The organism is Runella zeae DSM 19591 (assembly GCF_000423565.1).
In the GTDB taxonomy this organism is placed as follows: domain Bacteria; phylum Bacteroidota; class Bacteroidia; order Cytophagales; family Spirosomataceae; genus Runella; species Runella zeae.
The window spans coordinates 48,651-63,359 of the sequence record NZ_AUIF01000045.1 but is presented as its reverse complement, the minus strand read 5'-3'; the positions used below and the strand labels follow the sequence as shown (position 1 = coordinate 63,359).

The following is a 14,709-nucleotide window of genomic DNA, read 5'->3' as shown; positions in this document are numbered from 1 at the left end:
TGGGGCTTAGAATCCGGCTTTGATGTAGGCCCAGCCGTCTTCTTGTTTGAGGACGAGTTCGGCAATTCCGACAGGTACAAAGCGAGCTTGTGGTAAAATCTGATCTTTGGAAAGTTTCTGTTGCTTGAGGGTATTTTCACAAACTGCAAACTCCACTCCTTTGTCTTTTAGAGATTGTATTTCGGGTTGGAAAGTGCTTTGGTCTTTACGCATAAAACTCACCCCTTTATTGTGAACCACTACTTCGATTTGGGCGGTAGGCCAATAGTTCAAAACATTAGAAATTTGGCGAGTGAGGGCGCGATATACGGCTGTATCAGGGCTAGAAAGCTGAAATACAAGGTGGTGGATAGGTTCTTTTTTATTTTTCTTGTTTTGGGCAAAACTGTTTCCAATCAAGACAAAAACGAAAAGGAATGAAAGTAATAATTTGATTTTCATGATAAGAAAGATGTTTAAAGCTTGGCCAATTTAGAATGAGGTACTTTCAATCCTTTGTGCTTTTCTTTCCACGCTTTGATAGGTTGATAAGGACCATATTTATGTTGTTTTTCGGAAAATGAATCAGCATAAGGGCCAAAGGGATGGTCAAAAGGTTTTCCTGCCAAATTGGGCCAATCTTGGCTAAGGTCTTTGGTGGGGCGCGGCATAGAATTGACAAAAGCTGCTACGTCCCAGGCTTCTTCGTCGGAGAGTTGAGGGTTTTGGTAAGTAGCACCCAAAGGCATATTGTATTTTACATAACCTGCAAAATTGGAAATACGGTAAAGTCCAGCACCAGTGTTATAACTGTTTTTGCCCCACAAAGGTGGAAATGAGTAGCTCTTACCATCGGCAGCCAATACTCCTTCTCCTTGCGCTTGGTGACAACTTTGGCATTTTTGCTCATATACTATTTTGCCTTTATCGGGGTCGGCGGCGCGGCTGAGGAGTTTTAACTTGAAGATACCCGAGCCTTTGGGAGCGGTTTTGGGGGCGACTCCCGTACCCAGCCATTCGATATAGGTGATGATCGCTTGCATTTCGCGAGAGGTGGAATCTAGTGCTTTTCCGTTGAGACTTCTTTCAAAACAGTCGTTTACTCGTTTGATTTTATTTTCAATTCCACCTGAGCGTTCTCTAAACTTTGGATAAGTACTTTCAACGGCAAAATAATTGTTGCCCCAAGGTTGCGTGCCTGCATTGAGGTGGCAGTTTTGGCAATTCATCCCGTTTGATAAATGCCTCACACTACCTTTGGGACCCAAGTAAGTAGAGGTATGGGCGATGAGCTCTTTGCCATATTTGACCAACTGTTGTTTTTCTGTACTCAGCTGAGACATTCGCCAATCGGCCGGGGCTATCCATAGACCTGTAAAATTTGAATCTGGCTTGGTATAGGTTTTTTGGACTACGGCAGGCTCTTCAGTAGGCAGGCTAGGCGTGCCGAAAAAAAGAACCGAAACCAATAAAAAAAAGATGGCTACAGCTCCTAGAAGAAGCCCTATGAGCAGGCGTAGGGCCGTAAAAAGTTTTTTTTCGGTCGAGTCGTTAGGTTCTTGCTGAATCATATCGTTGATGAAAACGAATGGGTGGTGGTGATGTAGCAACAAAAGTAAATCTCAGGAATTACCGAGATTGTGATAATTGTTACATAGGTGCGAAAAAATTGTATAAATCAAATAAAAGAAGTGGCTTTGGGCTTATTGGTAGATTTTGTTGCCTTTGGTGAGCCATACACCCCATGTTTTGTTGTAGGCATGAACATCGTCGGTTTTGCCTTTTTCATTGACTACTTCACCGCCTTGATTTTTCCATTCAAAAATCCCTCCGTAGAGATTTTTGACATTGGTAAATCCTTGTTTGATAAGCTTTTCAGTTACTTTTTCGCTTCGGTAGCCTACGGAGCAGTACACTACTATTGGCTGATTTTTGGGTATATGAGTCAGAGGTGATAAATCTAGCTGATCATAGCCTACCCAAACTGAATTGGGCAGATGACTCACTTCATATTCGCGTTTTTCGCGGGCATCTACCCACACAATTTTTTCTTTGGTATGAGCCAATTGCTGCACATCTACCTCGGGCACAGAGTGTGACAACAACGTCCGCAGAAGAAGATTATAGGGCCCACTACTTACTTTGGGAGATTGGGCGGAAGTTTTACCAAATAGCATGATACAGAATGAAAAAATCAAGATGAGAGATTTCATTTTTTGAGAGAAGTAATGGGATATCCTGCTCTTTGCCAAGCATTGATACCCCCGTCGAGATTATAGATTTTTTTGAATCCTTTTTTTTGCATCAATTGAACAGCCGAACCACTACGACCTCCTATGGCACAATATACAAAGATAGGCTTTGATTTGTCTAATTGCTCAAGTTGATGCTCAAAATGAGGATTACTATAATCGATTTGGGTGGCTCCCGCAATCACTCCTTGTGCAACTTCTCCATTTGTACGAACATCAAGAACGATTTTGTTGGGGGTTTGGGCCATTGTTTCTTTAAATGCGCTGGCATTTAGGTTTTGTGTGGTTTGTGCTTGAGAACAAGCCCAGCCACTGACAACAACTGCAAATAAAATAATAAGATTTTTCATGACATAAATGAGAAATATGCGTGAATCGATAGCTTAATTAATCAGTTTTGGTGGCTATCATTCGTACTACGTGAGCTTTGCCTTGGTGGTAAGGGCCTTCGTCGAGTTCGACGATGCGGTCTTCGAGCATCAAAATGGTGAGGTCTTTAAATGCCATTTCCAAATCTTCAAGAGTCAACAGCATCTCTTTTTCTTTGGGGCCACCCGATTAATAATACAGCTGATTTGAATGAAAAGCCTCCAACAACACATAGCCCGATTTTTTGAGCATGGTCGGAAGTTTTTGATGAAATGTTTTTCTAAGAGGCGGGGGAAAATGGGCAAAAAACAATCCTATTGCATCATAAGCGACTCCGTTAGATTCAAACTTGGCTACGTCTTGAACTGTATAATTGAGCGTGACGTCGTAGCGTTCGGCCAATTGGAAAGTTTTTAGCATAGCTTGCATACTAAAATCAAAGGCCGTGACTTCCCAACCTTTTCGGGCAGCGTATACCGCATTACGGCCTTCTCCTTCGGCGGGGAGAAGGATTTTGCCAGGGGGAATTTTATTAATATGCTCTTGGAAAAATTCGTTGGGGCGTGTTCCGTACGCAAAAGCAGACTCTTTATAGCGGGTTTCCCAAAATTCTTTCATGAGAAGTGAGGTATTTGAAAAGGTGTTTTGAAATTTTGAATAAGAGGTGTTTTATTAAAAACCAAACTCCCCAAGTAAAATGAACTGGGGAGTTTTTGTTCTTAATCATCTTAACTAACAAGCTGCCTCTTCTACCATTTCTGTCACGAGTAGATTGCCTTTGCTGACCCATTCATTGATACCAGCCGAATAATTTTTGATGTTTTTGAAGCCATTTTTCCGAAGCAGCGAGTACCCAATCGCCGCACGGTCGCCGCCCTGACAATGAATCACGAGCTGTTTGTCGCGGCTTATTTTGTCGAGGTTGGCGGGGAGGGTTCCTACAAAAACGTTGTCGGCACCTTCTATGTGTCCGCTGTTATACTCAGCCACACCCCGTAAATCTACAATTTGGACATCTTCGCGGCCTATATAGGATTTGAACTCTTCTATATCTATCCACTCGTTTTTTTCTAATTCTATGCCTAGTAAATTGACATCCGTAATATACCCCAGCACGTTGTCTAGGCCGATACGCATGAGTTTGCGAGTGAGGTCTTCGATTTGTGAATCACTAGCTACCAGCATAAAAGGCTCTTCATAATCGATAAGCCACCCCATCCAAGTAGCAAAGGCGTTGTTGCCTTGGATGTTGAGGCTATTCGGTACAAAACCTTTTACAAACTCGGCCTTATTGCGAGTATCAATTAGTTTAATACCTTGAGTCATTGCCTCTTTGACTGCCTCAGGTGTGAGTTTTTGCTGCTGCGGCACCGACGTAAGCAACGGGCGTGCTGTTTTGTTGAGTTTTTTCATCATTGCAAAATACTTGGGAGGCTCGGGCTGGTCGGCCAACAAATATTTTACAAAACCTTCTTGGTCTTCGTCATATTGGAAAGCCCAGTTGCGTATTTTCTCATAGCCTACTGTGGTGCTTGGTACGGCTCCTAGTGCTTTACCACAAGCCGAGCCAGCACCGTGTCCAGGCCAAACCTGAACGTAATCGGGGAGGTTCGCAAAAAGCGCTAGTGATTGGTACATTTGTAAAGCTCCTTTGTCTTGGGTGCCTTTGAGACCAGCGGCTTTTTCGAGCAAATCAGGCCGCCCAATATCACCTACAAACACGAAGTCGCCCGTAAACAACATAACAGGTTTTAAGGAAGCGGGCTTATCAGTGAGCAGAAAGCTGATACTTTCGGGGGTATGTCCGGGAGTGTGAAGTACTTCAAGCGTTAGGTTCCCGACTTTAATGATACTGCCGTGTTTAAGCCCAATGTGCTCAAACTCATATCTCCAATCTTCTCCACCTTCGTCAGAAAGGTACATTTGAGCACCAGTAAGGGCGGCCAATTCTCTCGCACCCGACAAAAAATCGGCATGAATGTGCGTTTCGGTGATATGGGTGATTCTTAGTCCGTTTTGTTTTGCTATTTCAAGGTAAGTATCTACATCTCTTTTGGGGTCAATTACGATGGCTTCGCCGGTTTTTTGGCAGCCTACCAAATAGCTGGCTTGGGCCAAAGTTTTGTCATATATGTGTTGAAAGAACATGGTTGTTTGGATGTTTAGTTACTAATTTGATGAAACAAAGCTAGGTACTGTATGCTGCTCAGTCTGTAACATTTATTACAGAGGAGGGATTTTAGGCGGTTATTTGAAGAAAATTTCTTTGGTGATGATATACACTCCCATCAGAAGCACAAACCAGCCAAAAGATTTTTTGAGTTTATCGCCAGCGATAAATTTAGATAGGTAACTTCCTACAAAAATCCCTACTACTGACAATGCCGTAAACTCCATCAGAAATGGCCAATCCACGGCAACATTGGAAAGATCACCGATAAATCCGATGAGTGATTTGGCCGCAATGATAAGTAAAGAAGTACCTACGGCCATTTTCATAGGGAGACGAGCCAAGAGTACTAAAGCAGGGATAATCAAAAATCCACCTCCTGCTCCTACGATACCTGTGAGTACCCCTACCACCGCTCCTTCGAGGGCAATCAGGGGATAGTTGAATTTGAGCTCGCCAGTGCCTTCGTTATTATTGGCTTTTTTGTCTTTTATCATCGAATAAGAAGCCGCTAACATCACAAGCGCAAAAAATATCATGATACCGATATTTTTGGTGATTTCGAAGCCTGCTATGCTAAACAATGAATCCGGAATGGCAGGTACGAGATATTTGCGCGTTAAAAACACGGTGGTGAAAGAAGGCAGCGCAAATACCAACGCAGCTTTATAATTGACGAGTCCTTTGCGCATAAAATTGAAAGAGCCTACCAAGGAAGTAGTACCGACCACAAAAAGAGAATAGGCGGTGGACAAGACGGGATTGATACCCAAAAGATAGACGAGCACAGGCAAGGTAAGAATACTGCCTCCTCCGCCAATTAGCCCTAAACTGACACCGATAAGGATGGATGCCGAAAAACCGAAAATTTCGATAGAACTCATACTTGCGAGCGTTATTTTAAATGTTGTTGTTGAATGACACTGCAAAAGTAGATTCAGTCTAAAAGCCAGTCCGTGATAATTGTTACATAGAAGAAAGGTTTATAAAAAAGCCTCAATGTTTTGATTGAGAAGGCTAGTTGCCGTCAAAATTTGGAAGGTCTACCTGAGAAATGTATCTTTACGGAATATACCAATATTCACATAATGTATTCTTGTTCTTCTATTTATGCTTCGTATTAATTAGTGCAAAAAAAGTATGAAATAGGTACGCTTTAGATATAAAACTCATCATTTCGCATGATTCTAATAGTTGATGACAGACCCGAAAATATACTACCATTAAAAAAAATACTTGAATTACATAGTTTTGAAACCGATACGGCTGAGTCGGGAGAGGAAGCTTTGAAAAAAGTCTTGAATCACAATTATTCAGTCATTATTTTGGATGTACAAATGCCTGATATGGATGGTTTTGAAGTGGCCAATGCCATCGCGGGTTTTAGCAAAGCAAAAGATACTTCTATTATATTTTTGTCGGCAGTTAATACCGATAAAAAATTTATCACCAAGGGATATACTTCGGGTGGGGTCGATTATCTAACCAAGCCCGTAGACCCTGATATTTTGTTGTTGAAAGTCAAAAACTTTAATAAGCTTTACGAACAACAGCAAGAACTGCGGGCCATCCAAAAATCACTTCAAAAAGAAGTCGAAGTACGAAAACAAGCGCAAGAGGAATTGGTAAAAAGCATGGAAGAGTTGCGTTTAGTGCTCTCATCGCTTCCTCAAATGGCATTTACGGTGACTACGGATGGAGGTTTGGAGTATGTAAATGAACATTGGTTTTTGTATTCACGAGATCCCAATACTTTTCCAGAATTACACCCTGATGACCGAACTTGTGACGATTGGGCCAAACATTTTGAGAAAGGAATTGCTTTCTCTTGCGAAACACGCCTACGGCTACTTGATACAGGAGAGTACCGTTATCACTTATTGAGGATTCTACCTATCAAACAGCAAGAGACGATTGTGAGATGGGTAGGAACGTTTACGGATATTCATCCCCAAAAAATCGCGGCTGAGTTACTGGAAGAAGAAGTGTTTTTGAGGACTAAAGAGTTGAGAGATAAGAATTTAGAGTTGGAGCGAACCAACCATGAGCTGCAACAGTTTGCATGGGTAGTATCGCATGACTTGAAAGAGCCTTTAAGAAAAATTCAAATTTTCAATGGCATCATCAAAGAGCGTTTCTTGAAAGACAACGCCGAGGCGGCCTCTTATCTGGAGCGTTCGATAAAAGCCTCTGACCGTATGTCGAGGCTTATCAATGATGTATTGGAATATTCTCAATTATCGGCGGAGGCTCTCTTCCAACCTACTAATCTCAACGCTTTGTTAGAGGAGCTTTTGCTGGATTTTGATGACCTTATTCATAAGAAAAAAGCGGTGGTAGAAATCGGGGATTTGCCAATGATTGAAGGAATTCCGGCCCGTTTACGACAGGTTTTTCAAAACCTTATCAGCAATGCCCTCAAATTTGCCAAAGAAGGAGTGCCACCCGTGGTTGAAATTACGGGGGAGCTAGTGGCTCATAAAGACATTGAAAGTAAACTTACTCCTAATGGCGCGTATTGCCGTATAGTGGTCAAAGACAATGGAATCGGCTTTAATGAGAAATTCCTAGATCGAATTTTTGTTATTTTTCAACGTCTCAACGACCATAATAGTTATGAAGGTACGGGGATTGGGCTTGCCATCGCCAAGAAAAATATTGAAAAACACAACGGTATTATTTCGGCTCAGAGCCGAGAAAATGAAGGCGCAAGTTTTATTATCGTTTTGCCAGTAACTCAAAATGAGTTGGTGAATTAGTAAAATAATCTTTACAAACAAACATTTATGCCGCTCCGCACTGTTTCAAATACGGTCATTCGACAGCTTCAGATTGTCTTTTCGGCCTCTATACTTTTATTGTTGGTTAGTCTTTTTGCTTCATTTTATAGTACACAGCAGCTGATTGATAACTCCAAGCTCGTCAATCACACCAATGAGGTGCTGATGGAAGCCGAAAATATCATTTCTTATCTCAAAGATGCCGAAACAGGGCAGCGGGGGTATTTGCTTACACTCAATCCTGCTTTTTTGGCACCCTACAACGGAGCCTATGAAAAAGCAACCGAAAGCTATGAGCGTGCTAAAAAACTGACAGTTGATGATTCGTTTCAACAAAACAACCTAGAAGAAACCCGCCGACTGTACGAGGCCAAATTTGAGCAGATGCAAAAGATCATTGATATGGCGCGTAGAGGAAACGTTTCTAGGGGAGATACTACCCAACGTTTAGCCGAAATGGTCAAGGGTAGAAAAATTATGGATGATTTGAGACGAGTAGTGAATCGTATCAAAGCCCAAGAAACCAAGCGCTTGCAAGAACGTACGGAGCAGCTTCAAGTTTATATCCGATATACGCCGCTGTTGTTGGCGATTGCTGCTATTATCTCTATTTTGATTACGGTCTTTACTTACATTCGTATCAAGCGTGACTTGGATGAGAGAATAGCCCAACAAAAGCTGGCCGAAGAAAAATACATCGAGACTTCGCAGCGAATCAGTCGCATGGAGCAGATTACGGCTCATATCGCTGAGGGAGATTATGCAGCGCGTAGTACGGATGCCGGCAACGACGAGCTGGGCCGTATCTCAAAAGCGCTTAACAAAATGGCCGAATCTTTGGAAACTACTTTCACTGATTTGAACAATAAAGGATGGCTGCAAGCAGGTACTGTAAAGCTGAGTACGGCTATGAGAGGACAGCGAGAACTCAAAAAACTGTCCGCCAATATCATGTCAACCATAGTTTCGTACCTCCAAACACCCACTGGAACGCTCTACATCCATGAAGAAGCAGGGAGTTTTAGATTGGCGGGAAGTCATGCGGCTCTCAATGCTCCTCCGCAAATCACTAGCGGTGAAGGGGTGATAGGGCAAGCTATTGAGAGTAAACAAACGACTATTTTGAGAGATTTGCCGTCAAATTACTTTGAAATTGGTTCGTCTCTTGGCAATACTTCCCCTTGTTCGGTGCTGATTGTACCGCTTATGTATGCGCACGAGTGCATTGGAATTATTGAATTGGGCTTTTTGCGGCACCCTACCGAGCTAGAAATCACTTTTCTGGAAACCAACCAAGAAGCGATGGCTATTGCTATCAATTCGGCTTTAGATTATTTGAAGTTACAAAATCTCTTGGAAGAAACGCAGGCTCAATCGGAGGAATTGCAGGCCCAACACAACGAACTCGAAAATCTCAATACCGAATTAGAAGCGCAAGCTCAAAAACTCCAAGCCTCGGAAGAAGAACTAAGAGTGCAGCAAGAAGAACTCCAACAAACCAACACTGAGCTAGAAGAAAGAAGTATTTTGTTGGAAGAAAAAAATGAAGAAATTCAGAAAAAAGCCGAAGAACTTGAGCTTACAACTCGTTATAAATCAGAGTTCTTGGCCAATATGTCGCATGAACTTCGTACCCCGCTCAATTCTATTTTGTTGTTGAGCCGCTTGCTATCCGAAAACACCGAACACAACCTTTCGGAAGAGCAAATTGAGTATGCCAAAGTCATTCAATCTTCAGGAAATGGATTACTTGGCCTGATTGATGAAATATTGGATTTGTCTAAAATTGAAGCAGGGCAGATGACCCTAGAGGTCTCGGATGTGGCACTAGAAGATATCAGATATGAGCTACAATCACTCTTTGAGCCTATTGCGAAAGATAAAAAACTAGATTTTGAAATTAGTGTAGCGGCCGATGTCCCGTCAACGATTGAAACGGACAAAATGAGATTGGGACAAATTCTCAAAAACCTCATTTCTAATGCGCTTAAATTTACCGAAACGGGTTCGGTCAAAGTCAATATCTATCGGCAAGCTGAAAACAATGCGTTGTGTTTTGGTGTGAAAGATACGGGCATTGGGATTCCTCCCGAAAAGCAACCCCTTATTTTTGAGGCATTTCAGCAGGCCGACGGCTCCACCAAACGAAAATACGGAGGTACCGGCTTGGGGCTTTCGATTAGTAGAGAATTGGCTAAATTGCTGGGGGGCGAAATCTCGCTTTCGAGCCGCGTCAATCAAGGAAGCACCTTTACTTTGTGTGTTCCGCTGACATCTGGCGGTAGTGTGGCTAGCGGGTCTTCTAAGCCTATCACGCTTACCACCGAACCCAAACTGCCGACCCCCGTCAGCAAAGAAACTCCCACCGATAGGTATATCAGTGCGTCTATTCCTGAAAATATCCCCGATGATAGAAATGCTATTCATTCAGATGACAAAAGCATACTTATCATTGAAGATGATACCAATTTTGCCCGTTCGCTTCTCAATTATGCCCGTAGCAAAGGATATAAGGGAATCGTGGCGGTGCGAGGCGATGAAGGTGTCCAATTGGCTACTATTTACAAACCTATAGGCATACTATTGGATATCCAACTCCCCGTGATGAGCGGATGGGAAGTGATGGATGCACTCAAAAACAATCCCCAAACGCGTCATATTCCAGTGCATATGATGTCGTCTTTGCATTTGGAAAAAGAAAGCATCCTGAAAGGCGCGATTGATTTTGTAGACAAGCCTGTGGCTTTTGAGCAAATGCAAGAGGTATTTGAAAAAATAGAATACGTGCTCAATCGAGATTCCAAAAAAGTGTTGATTGTAGAAGATAATCCCAAACATGCCAAGGCATTGGCCTACTTCTTAGAGACTTTCGATATTAGTTCGGAGCTTCGAAGCAATATTTCGGAAGGGGTCGAAGCCCTCAAACGCAAAGAAGTGGAGTGTGTTATTTTGGATATGGGTATCCCTGATAGTACTGCCTACGATACCCTCGAAGAAGTCAAGAAAAACCCTGGCTTGGAGAGAGTCCCTATTATTATTTTTACGGGAAAGAGTTTGTCGATGGCCGAAGAACTCAAAATCAAACGCTATGCCGATTCTATTGTGGTCAAGACCGCACATTCTTATCAGCGTATGCTCGACGAGGTGTCGATTTTCTTACATCTCGTAGGAGAACAGAAATCCTCTACGGCCGCCGCCGCCGAAGAACCGAAAAAGTTAGGGGTTTTGACCGACATCCTGAAAGACAAAACGGTGTTGGTGGCCGACGACGACGTCAGGAATATCTTCTCTTTGTCAAAGGCACTCGAAAACTATAAGATGAACGTAGTCACGGCCTTGGATGGAAAAGAGGCCTTGCAAAAATTGAATGAAAATCCGCGCATAGATGTAGTGCTACTGGATATGATGATGCCCCAAATTGATGGGTATGAAACTGCCAAAAAAATCAGAGAAAACTATAAATGGAAGAATTTGCCGGTGATTGCGGTCACGGCTAAGGCCATGACAGGCGACCGCGAAAAGTGTATTCAGGCAGGGGCGTCGGATTATATCACCAAGCCCGTCGATATTGACCAACTCATATCTCTGCTGCGAGTGTGGTTGTATGAAAAAAGGTAAATTGTTTTTTTTATAACTTATTGAATGTCAATCTGTAAACAATGAAAACAAACTGGTATTTAGCATCCATATTACTTAATTTTAGACCTCATGCGTAAAAAGAGAGTTTTGATCATCGACGACGATTCTCGAAATATCTTTGCTCTAAAAGCGACATTACGAGCACGGGCATTTGAGTGTCTTTCGTGCCTTAGTGCCCAAGAAGCATTGGATATTTTGAAGACCGACGAAATAGTCGATGTCATTTTGATGGATATGATGATGCCCGAAATGGATGGCTATGAGGCGATTCCTCGCATCAAATCACTAGCGCACCGAGCCAATACGCCTATTTTTTCGGTGACGGCTCAAGCAATGGTGGGGGATAAGGAAAAATGTTTAGCAGCGGGGGCTACCGATTATATCTCAAAGCCAATTGATGTAGATAAATTAATGGAAATGTTAGACCGTGTATAAAGAACTGATACAGATTGAGGATGCCGAAGTGGAGCATTTGCTCAACGACCTTTTTGAATGGCATGGGTATGATTTTACGCATTACTCGAGGGCTTCGCTCAAACGCCGCATTACACGACTGTGTTCGTTAGACAAATTTCCGAGTCTTGCCGAATTCAAATATCGAATCAAAGAGGACAAAGCTTATTTGAAGCGGTTTGTGGAGGAGGTGACTGTCAATGTCACAGAGATGTTTCGCGACCCTTCTTTTTATAAAACACTACGCACCGAAGTACTCCAAACCATCAGTGCCAAACCTTTTATTAGGATTTGGCATGCAGGATGCTCCACGGGCGAAGAAGTGTATTCGATGGCGATTTTGTTGAAAGAAATGAATTTGCTGCAAAAGTCTCTTTTATACGCAACTGATTTGAATCCTAGCGTATTGGAGAGAGCGAGAACGGGCCTTTTTCCGCTTCAGTCGATGAAGCAGTATTCCGAAAATTATATTTTGTCGGGAGGGCGAAAAGATTTTTCGAGTTATTATACGGCTCATTATGGACAAGTGAAGTTTGATGAAGCTCTTGGTGAAAGGATGATTTTTTCAACTCATAATTTAGTATCGGATCGTTCGTTCAATGAATTTGATCTGATACTTTGTCGTAATGTTTTGATTTATTTTGATAAAGACTTACAAGATAGAGTATTACAGTTGTTTGATGAAAGTTTGGGAGCATTGGGCTATTTGGCATTGGGTTCAAAAGAGACTCTTAAGTTTTCGGTGGTACAGTCAAAATACAAGCAACTCAATAGCGAAAAAATATGGCGGAAAATCGTCTCATAAAGGACTGCAAAGTAGTAGTAATAGGAGGTTCTTCGGGGAGTTTGGAAGTACTGCTAGAATTGCTGCCTGATTTGCCTTCTCCTATGCCTTTTGTGCTGATAGTGGTAGTTCATCGAAAAAACTCCAACGACTCGTCTTTAGCGGATTTATTTTCTTACAAAACTTCCCTTCCTATTCAGGAGGTAGAGGATAAAGATGTAATAGAGAAAGGGCATATCTATCTTGCCCCGGCAGATTATCATTTACTACTCGAAAAAGACGGATTTTTCTCTTTGGATGATTCCGAAAAAGTGAATTATAGTCGTCCCGCATTGGATGTTACTTTTGAGTCGGTAGCAGATGTGTGCGGACGTTCATCGGTCGCTATTTTGCTCTCAGGAGCCAATGCAGACGGTACCCAAGGTTTGAAAGCCATCAAAAAAGCGGGTGGAGTGACAGTGGCTCAAAAACCTGATACCGCCAAAGTGCCTTTTATGCCTCAGCAGGCTATTAACCAAGGTGTTGCAGACTGGATTTTGGATATTCAGCAAATCGCCGCTTTGATTCAGTCTTTATGAGGGCGAGGGGAGAGGGGCTTTCCCCTAAAATCCCTTCTTTCGTCGATCGTGGGAATATCTTCCCAGCGGGTGGTATAGCAAGGAGAGCGATGGGCTTGGGAAGGCTGCCAGCCATATCCTTGGATGGCGATTCGGATTTTATCTCTGCCTAATTTCCGATTGAGCGCATCTACCGCTTTCAATACTCGTTTTTGATTGAGGTGCTGAGGGTCGGGTTTGTCAAAAAGACTGGTTTGTACATGAGATTCAGGTGTAATACCTGTCACCATGATTCCTACTTTTTTATAACGATATTCTTCTTTAAAAATCAAATCTAGTGCCGTAAGCGCCATTTTTACCAATTCGAAGCTGTTGTGGGTTGCTACGGGAAGGTATATTACTTTTGAATACATCTGAGGAGGGGAAGCATCTTGATAAGCATTGGTAAACAAAAAAAGATAAAGCAGATTGGCACAGCTTTTTTGTTTTCGGAGCTTTTCGCCACAGCGGGCTGCAAAGGTAGAAACTACCTCTTGGATGGTCCCAAAATGAGAGGTTGCTTGCCGAAACGACCGAGAGACACAAATGCCTTTTTTGGGGTGTGGCTCTAGGGTAAGACCATAACAAACCTCCCCGCGCAACTCACGCAACATACGCAATCCCACTACTTTAAGGTGTTTTTGAATCCAGCTTTCGGGTGCTTGAACGAGCTGAAAAGCATTAAAAATCTGGTGCGAATGCAAAAGCCGTTTGTAGCGACGCCCTATACCCCACACATCCTCAATGGGCGTAGCTGCCAGGGCGATTTCGGCAGTGGGGTCGTCTTCAATGATAAAAATGCCTTCTGATGGCAGAAAGGCTTTGGCGTAGCGGTTGGCGATTTTGGCCAGTGTTTTGGTAGGGGCAATGCCAATCGAAATCGGAATACCCGTCCATTGTTGGATGTTTTGTTTGAGGGTTTGGGCCCACTTTTCTAAATCATAAAAAGGAATTTTTCGCAAATCTAGAAAAGCTTCGTCGATAGAATACACTTCCATTGCCGGAGCAAAGGCTTGTAAAGATTGCATCACCCGGTGCGACAAATCGCCGTAAAGGGCATAGTTAGAAGAAAAAACCTTAACTTGGTATTGTCGGAGTAAAGCCTCCACCTGAAACACCGGAATTCCCATCGGAATGCCAAGTACTTTGGCTTCGTTAGAACGAGCAATGATGCAGCCGTCATTGTTGGAAAGTACCACGATAGGCCGCTTTTCGAGTTGAGGTTGGAATACTCGCTCACAAGAGGCATAAAAATTGTTACAATCTATCAGGGCGTACATATTAGGCTTTGTGAATAACGTAGGTCACTACACCCCATACTTTAAAATCATTTTCATGGTTGATTTTGATGGGGTCATAAGCAGGATGCTCTGGGAGCAGATACATTTGGCCTTGGTCGATACGTAGCCGTTTGACCGTAAATTCGCCGTCTAAGACGCCAATAACAATGTGGCCGTTTTGGGGAGAAATAGAGCGGTCAACCAGCAACATATCGCCATCATACACCCTGGCGCCTTCCATCGAATTGCCCCTTACTCGGATGCAAAAAGTAGTATAAGGGCGGTCGATGAGGTGGCTATTGAGATCAAGCGATAGCTCGGTGTAGTCTTCGGCGGGAGAAGGAAAACCCGCCGCTACTGTAGCACCAGAAAAAGGAATAAAAACCGTAGGAAAGTAGAAGTTCATG

General features: G+C 42.9%; 15 protein-coding genes. 5 read left to right on the top strand and 10 right to left on the bottom strand.

The window, feature by feature from the left end; genetic code table 11:
* Window positions 1–6 precede the first annotated feature (6 nt).
* From G563_RS0114215 to G563_RS0114185, 8 genes are all read right to left on the bottom strand, one after another.
* Window positions 7–441 (bottom strand): DsrE family protein, encoded by a 435-nt coding sequence (locus tag G563_RS0114215; protein ID WP_028665898.1) that lies wholly within the window; start codon window positions 439–441, stop codon window positions 7–9.
* A gap of 14 nt (window positions 442–455) precedes the next feature.
* Window positions 456–1,550, bottom strand: a complete 1,095-nt coding sequence (locus G563_RS34760; protein WP_037326893.1) for a c-type cytochrome — start codon at window positions 1,548–1,550, stop codon at window positions 456–458.
* A 132-nt stretch (window positions 1,551–1,682) separates the two neighbouring features.
* Complete coding sequence (locus G563_RS0114205) at window positions 1,683–2,192, bottom strand: rhodanese-like domain-containing protein (RefSeq protein ID WP_028665897.1); 510 nt, start codon at window positions 2,190–2,192, stop codon at window positions 1,683–1,685.
* Window positions 2,189–2,581: a rhodanese-like domain-containing protein gene (locus G563_RS34755; protein WP_051210981.1), complete on the bottom strand. Its 393-nt coding sequence runs from the start codon at window positions 2,579–2,581 to the stop codon at window positions 2,189–2,191. The genes G563_RS0114205 and G563_RS34755 overlap by 4 nt, the downstream gene beginning before the upstream one ends.
* Window positions 2,582–2,618: 37 nt before the next feature.
* Entirely contained in the window at window positions 2,619–2,765 is a 147-nt protein-coding gene (locus tag G563_RS38935) for a hypothetical protein (protein WP_229598510.1), read from the bottom strand.
* Between the two features lie 24 nt (window positions 2,766–2,789).
* The gene (locus G563_RS34750) at window positions 2,790–3,218 is read right to left on the bottom strand and encodes a class I SAM-dependent methyltransferase (RefSeq protein WP_229598509.1); all 429 of its coding nucleotides are present in this window, start codon (window positions 3,216–3,218) and stop codon (window positions 2,790–2,792) included.
* 114 nt (window positions 3,219–3,332) lie between these two features.
* A complete protein-coding gene (locus G563_RS0114190; protein WP_028665896.1) occupies window positions 3,333–4,748 on the bottom strand; it encodes an MBL fold metallo-hydrolase in 1,416 nt (471 codons plus the stop codon).
* Between the two features lie 99 nt (window positions 4,749–4,847).
* Window positions 4,848–5,654 (bottom strand): sulfite exporter TauE/SafE family protein, encoded by an 807-nt coding sequence (locus G563_RS0114185; protein WP_028665895.1) that lies wholly within the window; start codon window positions 5,652–5,654, stop codon window positions 4,848–4,850.
* A gap of 297 nt (window positions 5,655–5,951) precedes the next feature.
* On the opposite strand from G563_RS0114185, the gene G563_RS0114180 reads away from it, so the two are divergent.
* The 5 genes from G563_RS0114180 to G563_RS0114160 all read left to right on the top strand — a co-directional run bounded on the left by G563_RS0114180 (window position 5,952) and on the right by G563_RS0114160 (window position 13,004).
* Window positions 5,952–7,529, top strand: a complete 1,578-nt coding sequence (locus tag G563_RS0114180; RefSeq protein ID WP_028665894.1) for a hybrid sensor histidine kinase/response regulator — start codon at window positions 5,952–5,954, stop codon at window positions 7,527–7,529.
* A gap of 27 nt (window positions 7,530–7,556) precedes the next feature.
* The gene (locus G563_RS0114175) at window positions 7,557–11,168 is read left to right on the top strand and encodes a response regulator (RefSeq protein WP_028665893.1); all 3,612 of its coding nucleotides are present in this window, start codon (window positions 7,557–7,559) and stop codon (window positions 11,166–11,168) included.
* Between the two features lie 90 nt (window positions 11,169–11,258).
* Entirely contained in the window at window positions 11,259–11,624 is a 366-nt protein-coding gene (locus tag G563_RS0114170; RefSeq protein WP_028665892.1) for a response regulator, read from the top strand.
* A complete protein-coding gene (locus G563_RS0114165) occupies window positions 11,617–12,447 on the top strand; it encodes a CheR family methyltransferase (RefSeq protein ID WP_229598508.1) in 831 nt (276 codons plus the stop codon). The genes G563_RS0114170 and G563_RS0114165 overlap by 8 nt, the downstream gene beginning before the upstream one ends.
* On the top strand, window positions 12,426–13,004 hold the full coding sequence (locus G563_RS0114160; protein ID WP_028665890.1) for a chemotaxis protein CheB: 579 nt from the start codon (window positions 12,426–12,428) through the stop codon (window positions 13,002–13,004). Before G563_RS0114165 ends, G563_RS0114160 begins: the two co-directional genes overlap by 22 nt.
* On the opposite strand, the gene G563_RS0114155 is transcribed toward G563_RS0114160, so the two are convergent.
* Window positions 12,992–14,302, bottom strand: a complete 1,311-nt coding sequence (locus tag G563_RS0114155) for a Y-family DNA polymerase (RefSeq protein ID WP_028665889.1) — start codon at window positions 14,300–14,302, stop codon at window positions 12,992–12,994. The two genes, G563_RS0114160 and G563_RS0114155, sit on opposite strands and share 13 nt — an antisense overlap.
* 1 nt (window position 14,303) lies before the next feature.
* Window positions 14,304–14,708: a LexA family protein gene (locus tag G563_RS0114150; protein ID WP_028665888.1), complete on the bottom strand. Its 405-nt coding sequence runs from the start codon at window positions 14,706–14,708 to the stop codon at window positions 14,304–14,306.
* Window position 14,709 lies beyond the last annotated feature (1 nt).

Coding starts and splice junctions, on each gene's coding strand:
- G563_RS0114215 (WP_028665898.1), bottom strand. CDS start 441: ATGAAAATCAAATTATTACTTTCATTCCTTTTCGTTTTTGTCTTGATT.
- G563_RS34760 (WP_037326893.1), bottom strand. CDS start 1,550: ATGATTCAGCAAGAACCTAACGACTCGACCGAAAAAAAACTTTTTACG.
- G563_RS0114205 (WP_028665897.1), bottom strand. CDS start 2,192: ATGAAATCTCTCATCTTGATTTTTTCATTCTGTATCATGCTATTTGGT.
- G563_RS34755 (WP_051210981.1), bottom strand. CDS start 2,581: ATGAAAAATCTTATTATTTTATTTGCAGTTGTTGTCAGTGGCTGGGCT.
- G563_RS38935 (WP_229598510.1), bottom strand. CDS start 2,765: ATGCTGTTGACTCTTGAAGATTTGGAAATGGCATTTAAAGACCTCACC.
- G563_RS34750 (WP_229598509.1), bottom strand. CDS start 3,218: ATGAAAGAATTTTGGGAAACCCGCTATAAAGAGTCTGCTTTTGCGTAC.
- G563_RS0114190 (WP_028665896.1), bottom strand. CDS start 4,748: ATGTTCTTTCAACACATATATGACAAAACTTTGGCCCAAGCCAGCTAT.
- G563_RS0114185 (WP_028665895.1), bottom strand. CDS start 5,654: ATGAGTTCTATCGAAATTTTCGGTTTTTCGGCATCCATCCTTATCGGT.
- G563_RS0114180 (WP_028665894.1), top strand. CDS start 5,952: ATGATTCTAATAGTTGATGACAGACCCGAAAATATACTACCATTAAAA.
- G563_RS0114175 (WP_028665893.1), top strand. CDS start 7,557: ATGCCGCTCCGCACTGTTTCAAATACGGTCATTCGACAGCTTCAGATT.
- G563_RS0114170 (WP_028665892.1), top strand. CDS start 11,259: ATGCGTAAAAAGAGAGTTTTGATCATCGACGACGATTCTCGAAATATC.
- G563_RS0114160 (WP_028665890.1), top strand. CDS start 12,426: ATGGCGGAAAATCGTCTCATAAAGGACTGCAAAGTAGTAGTAATAGGA.
- G563_RS0114155 (WP_028665889.1), bottom strand. CDS start 14,302: ATGTACGCCCTGATAGATTGTAACAATTTTTATGCCTCTTGTGAGCGA.
- G563_RS0114150 (WP_028665888.1), bottom strand. CDS start 14,708: ATGAACTTCTACTTTCCTACGGTTTTTATTCCTTTTTCTGGTGCTACA.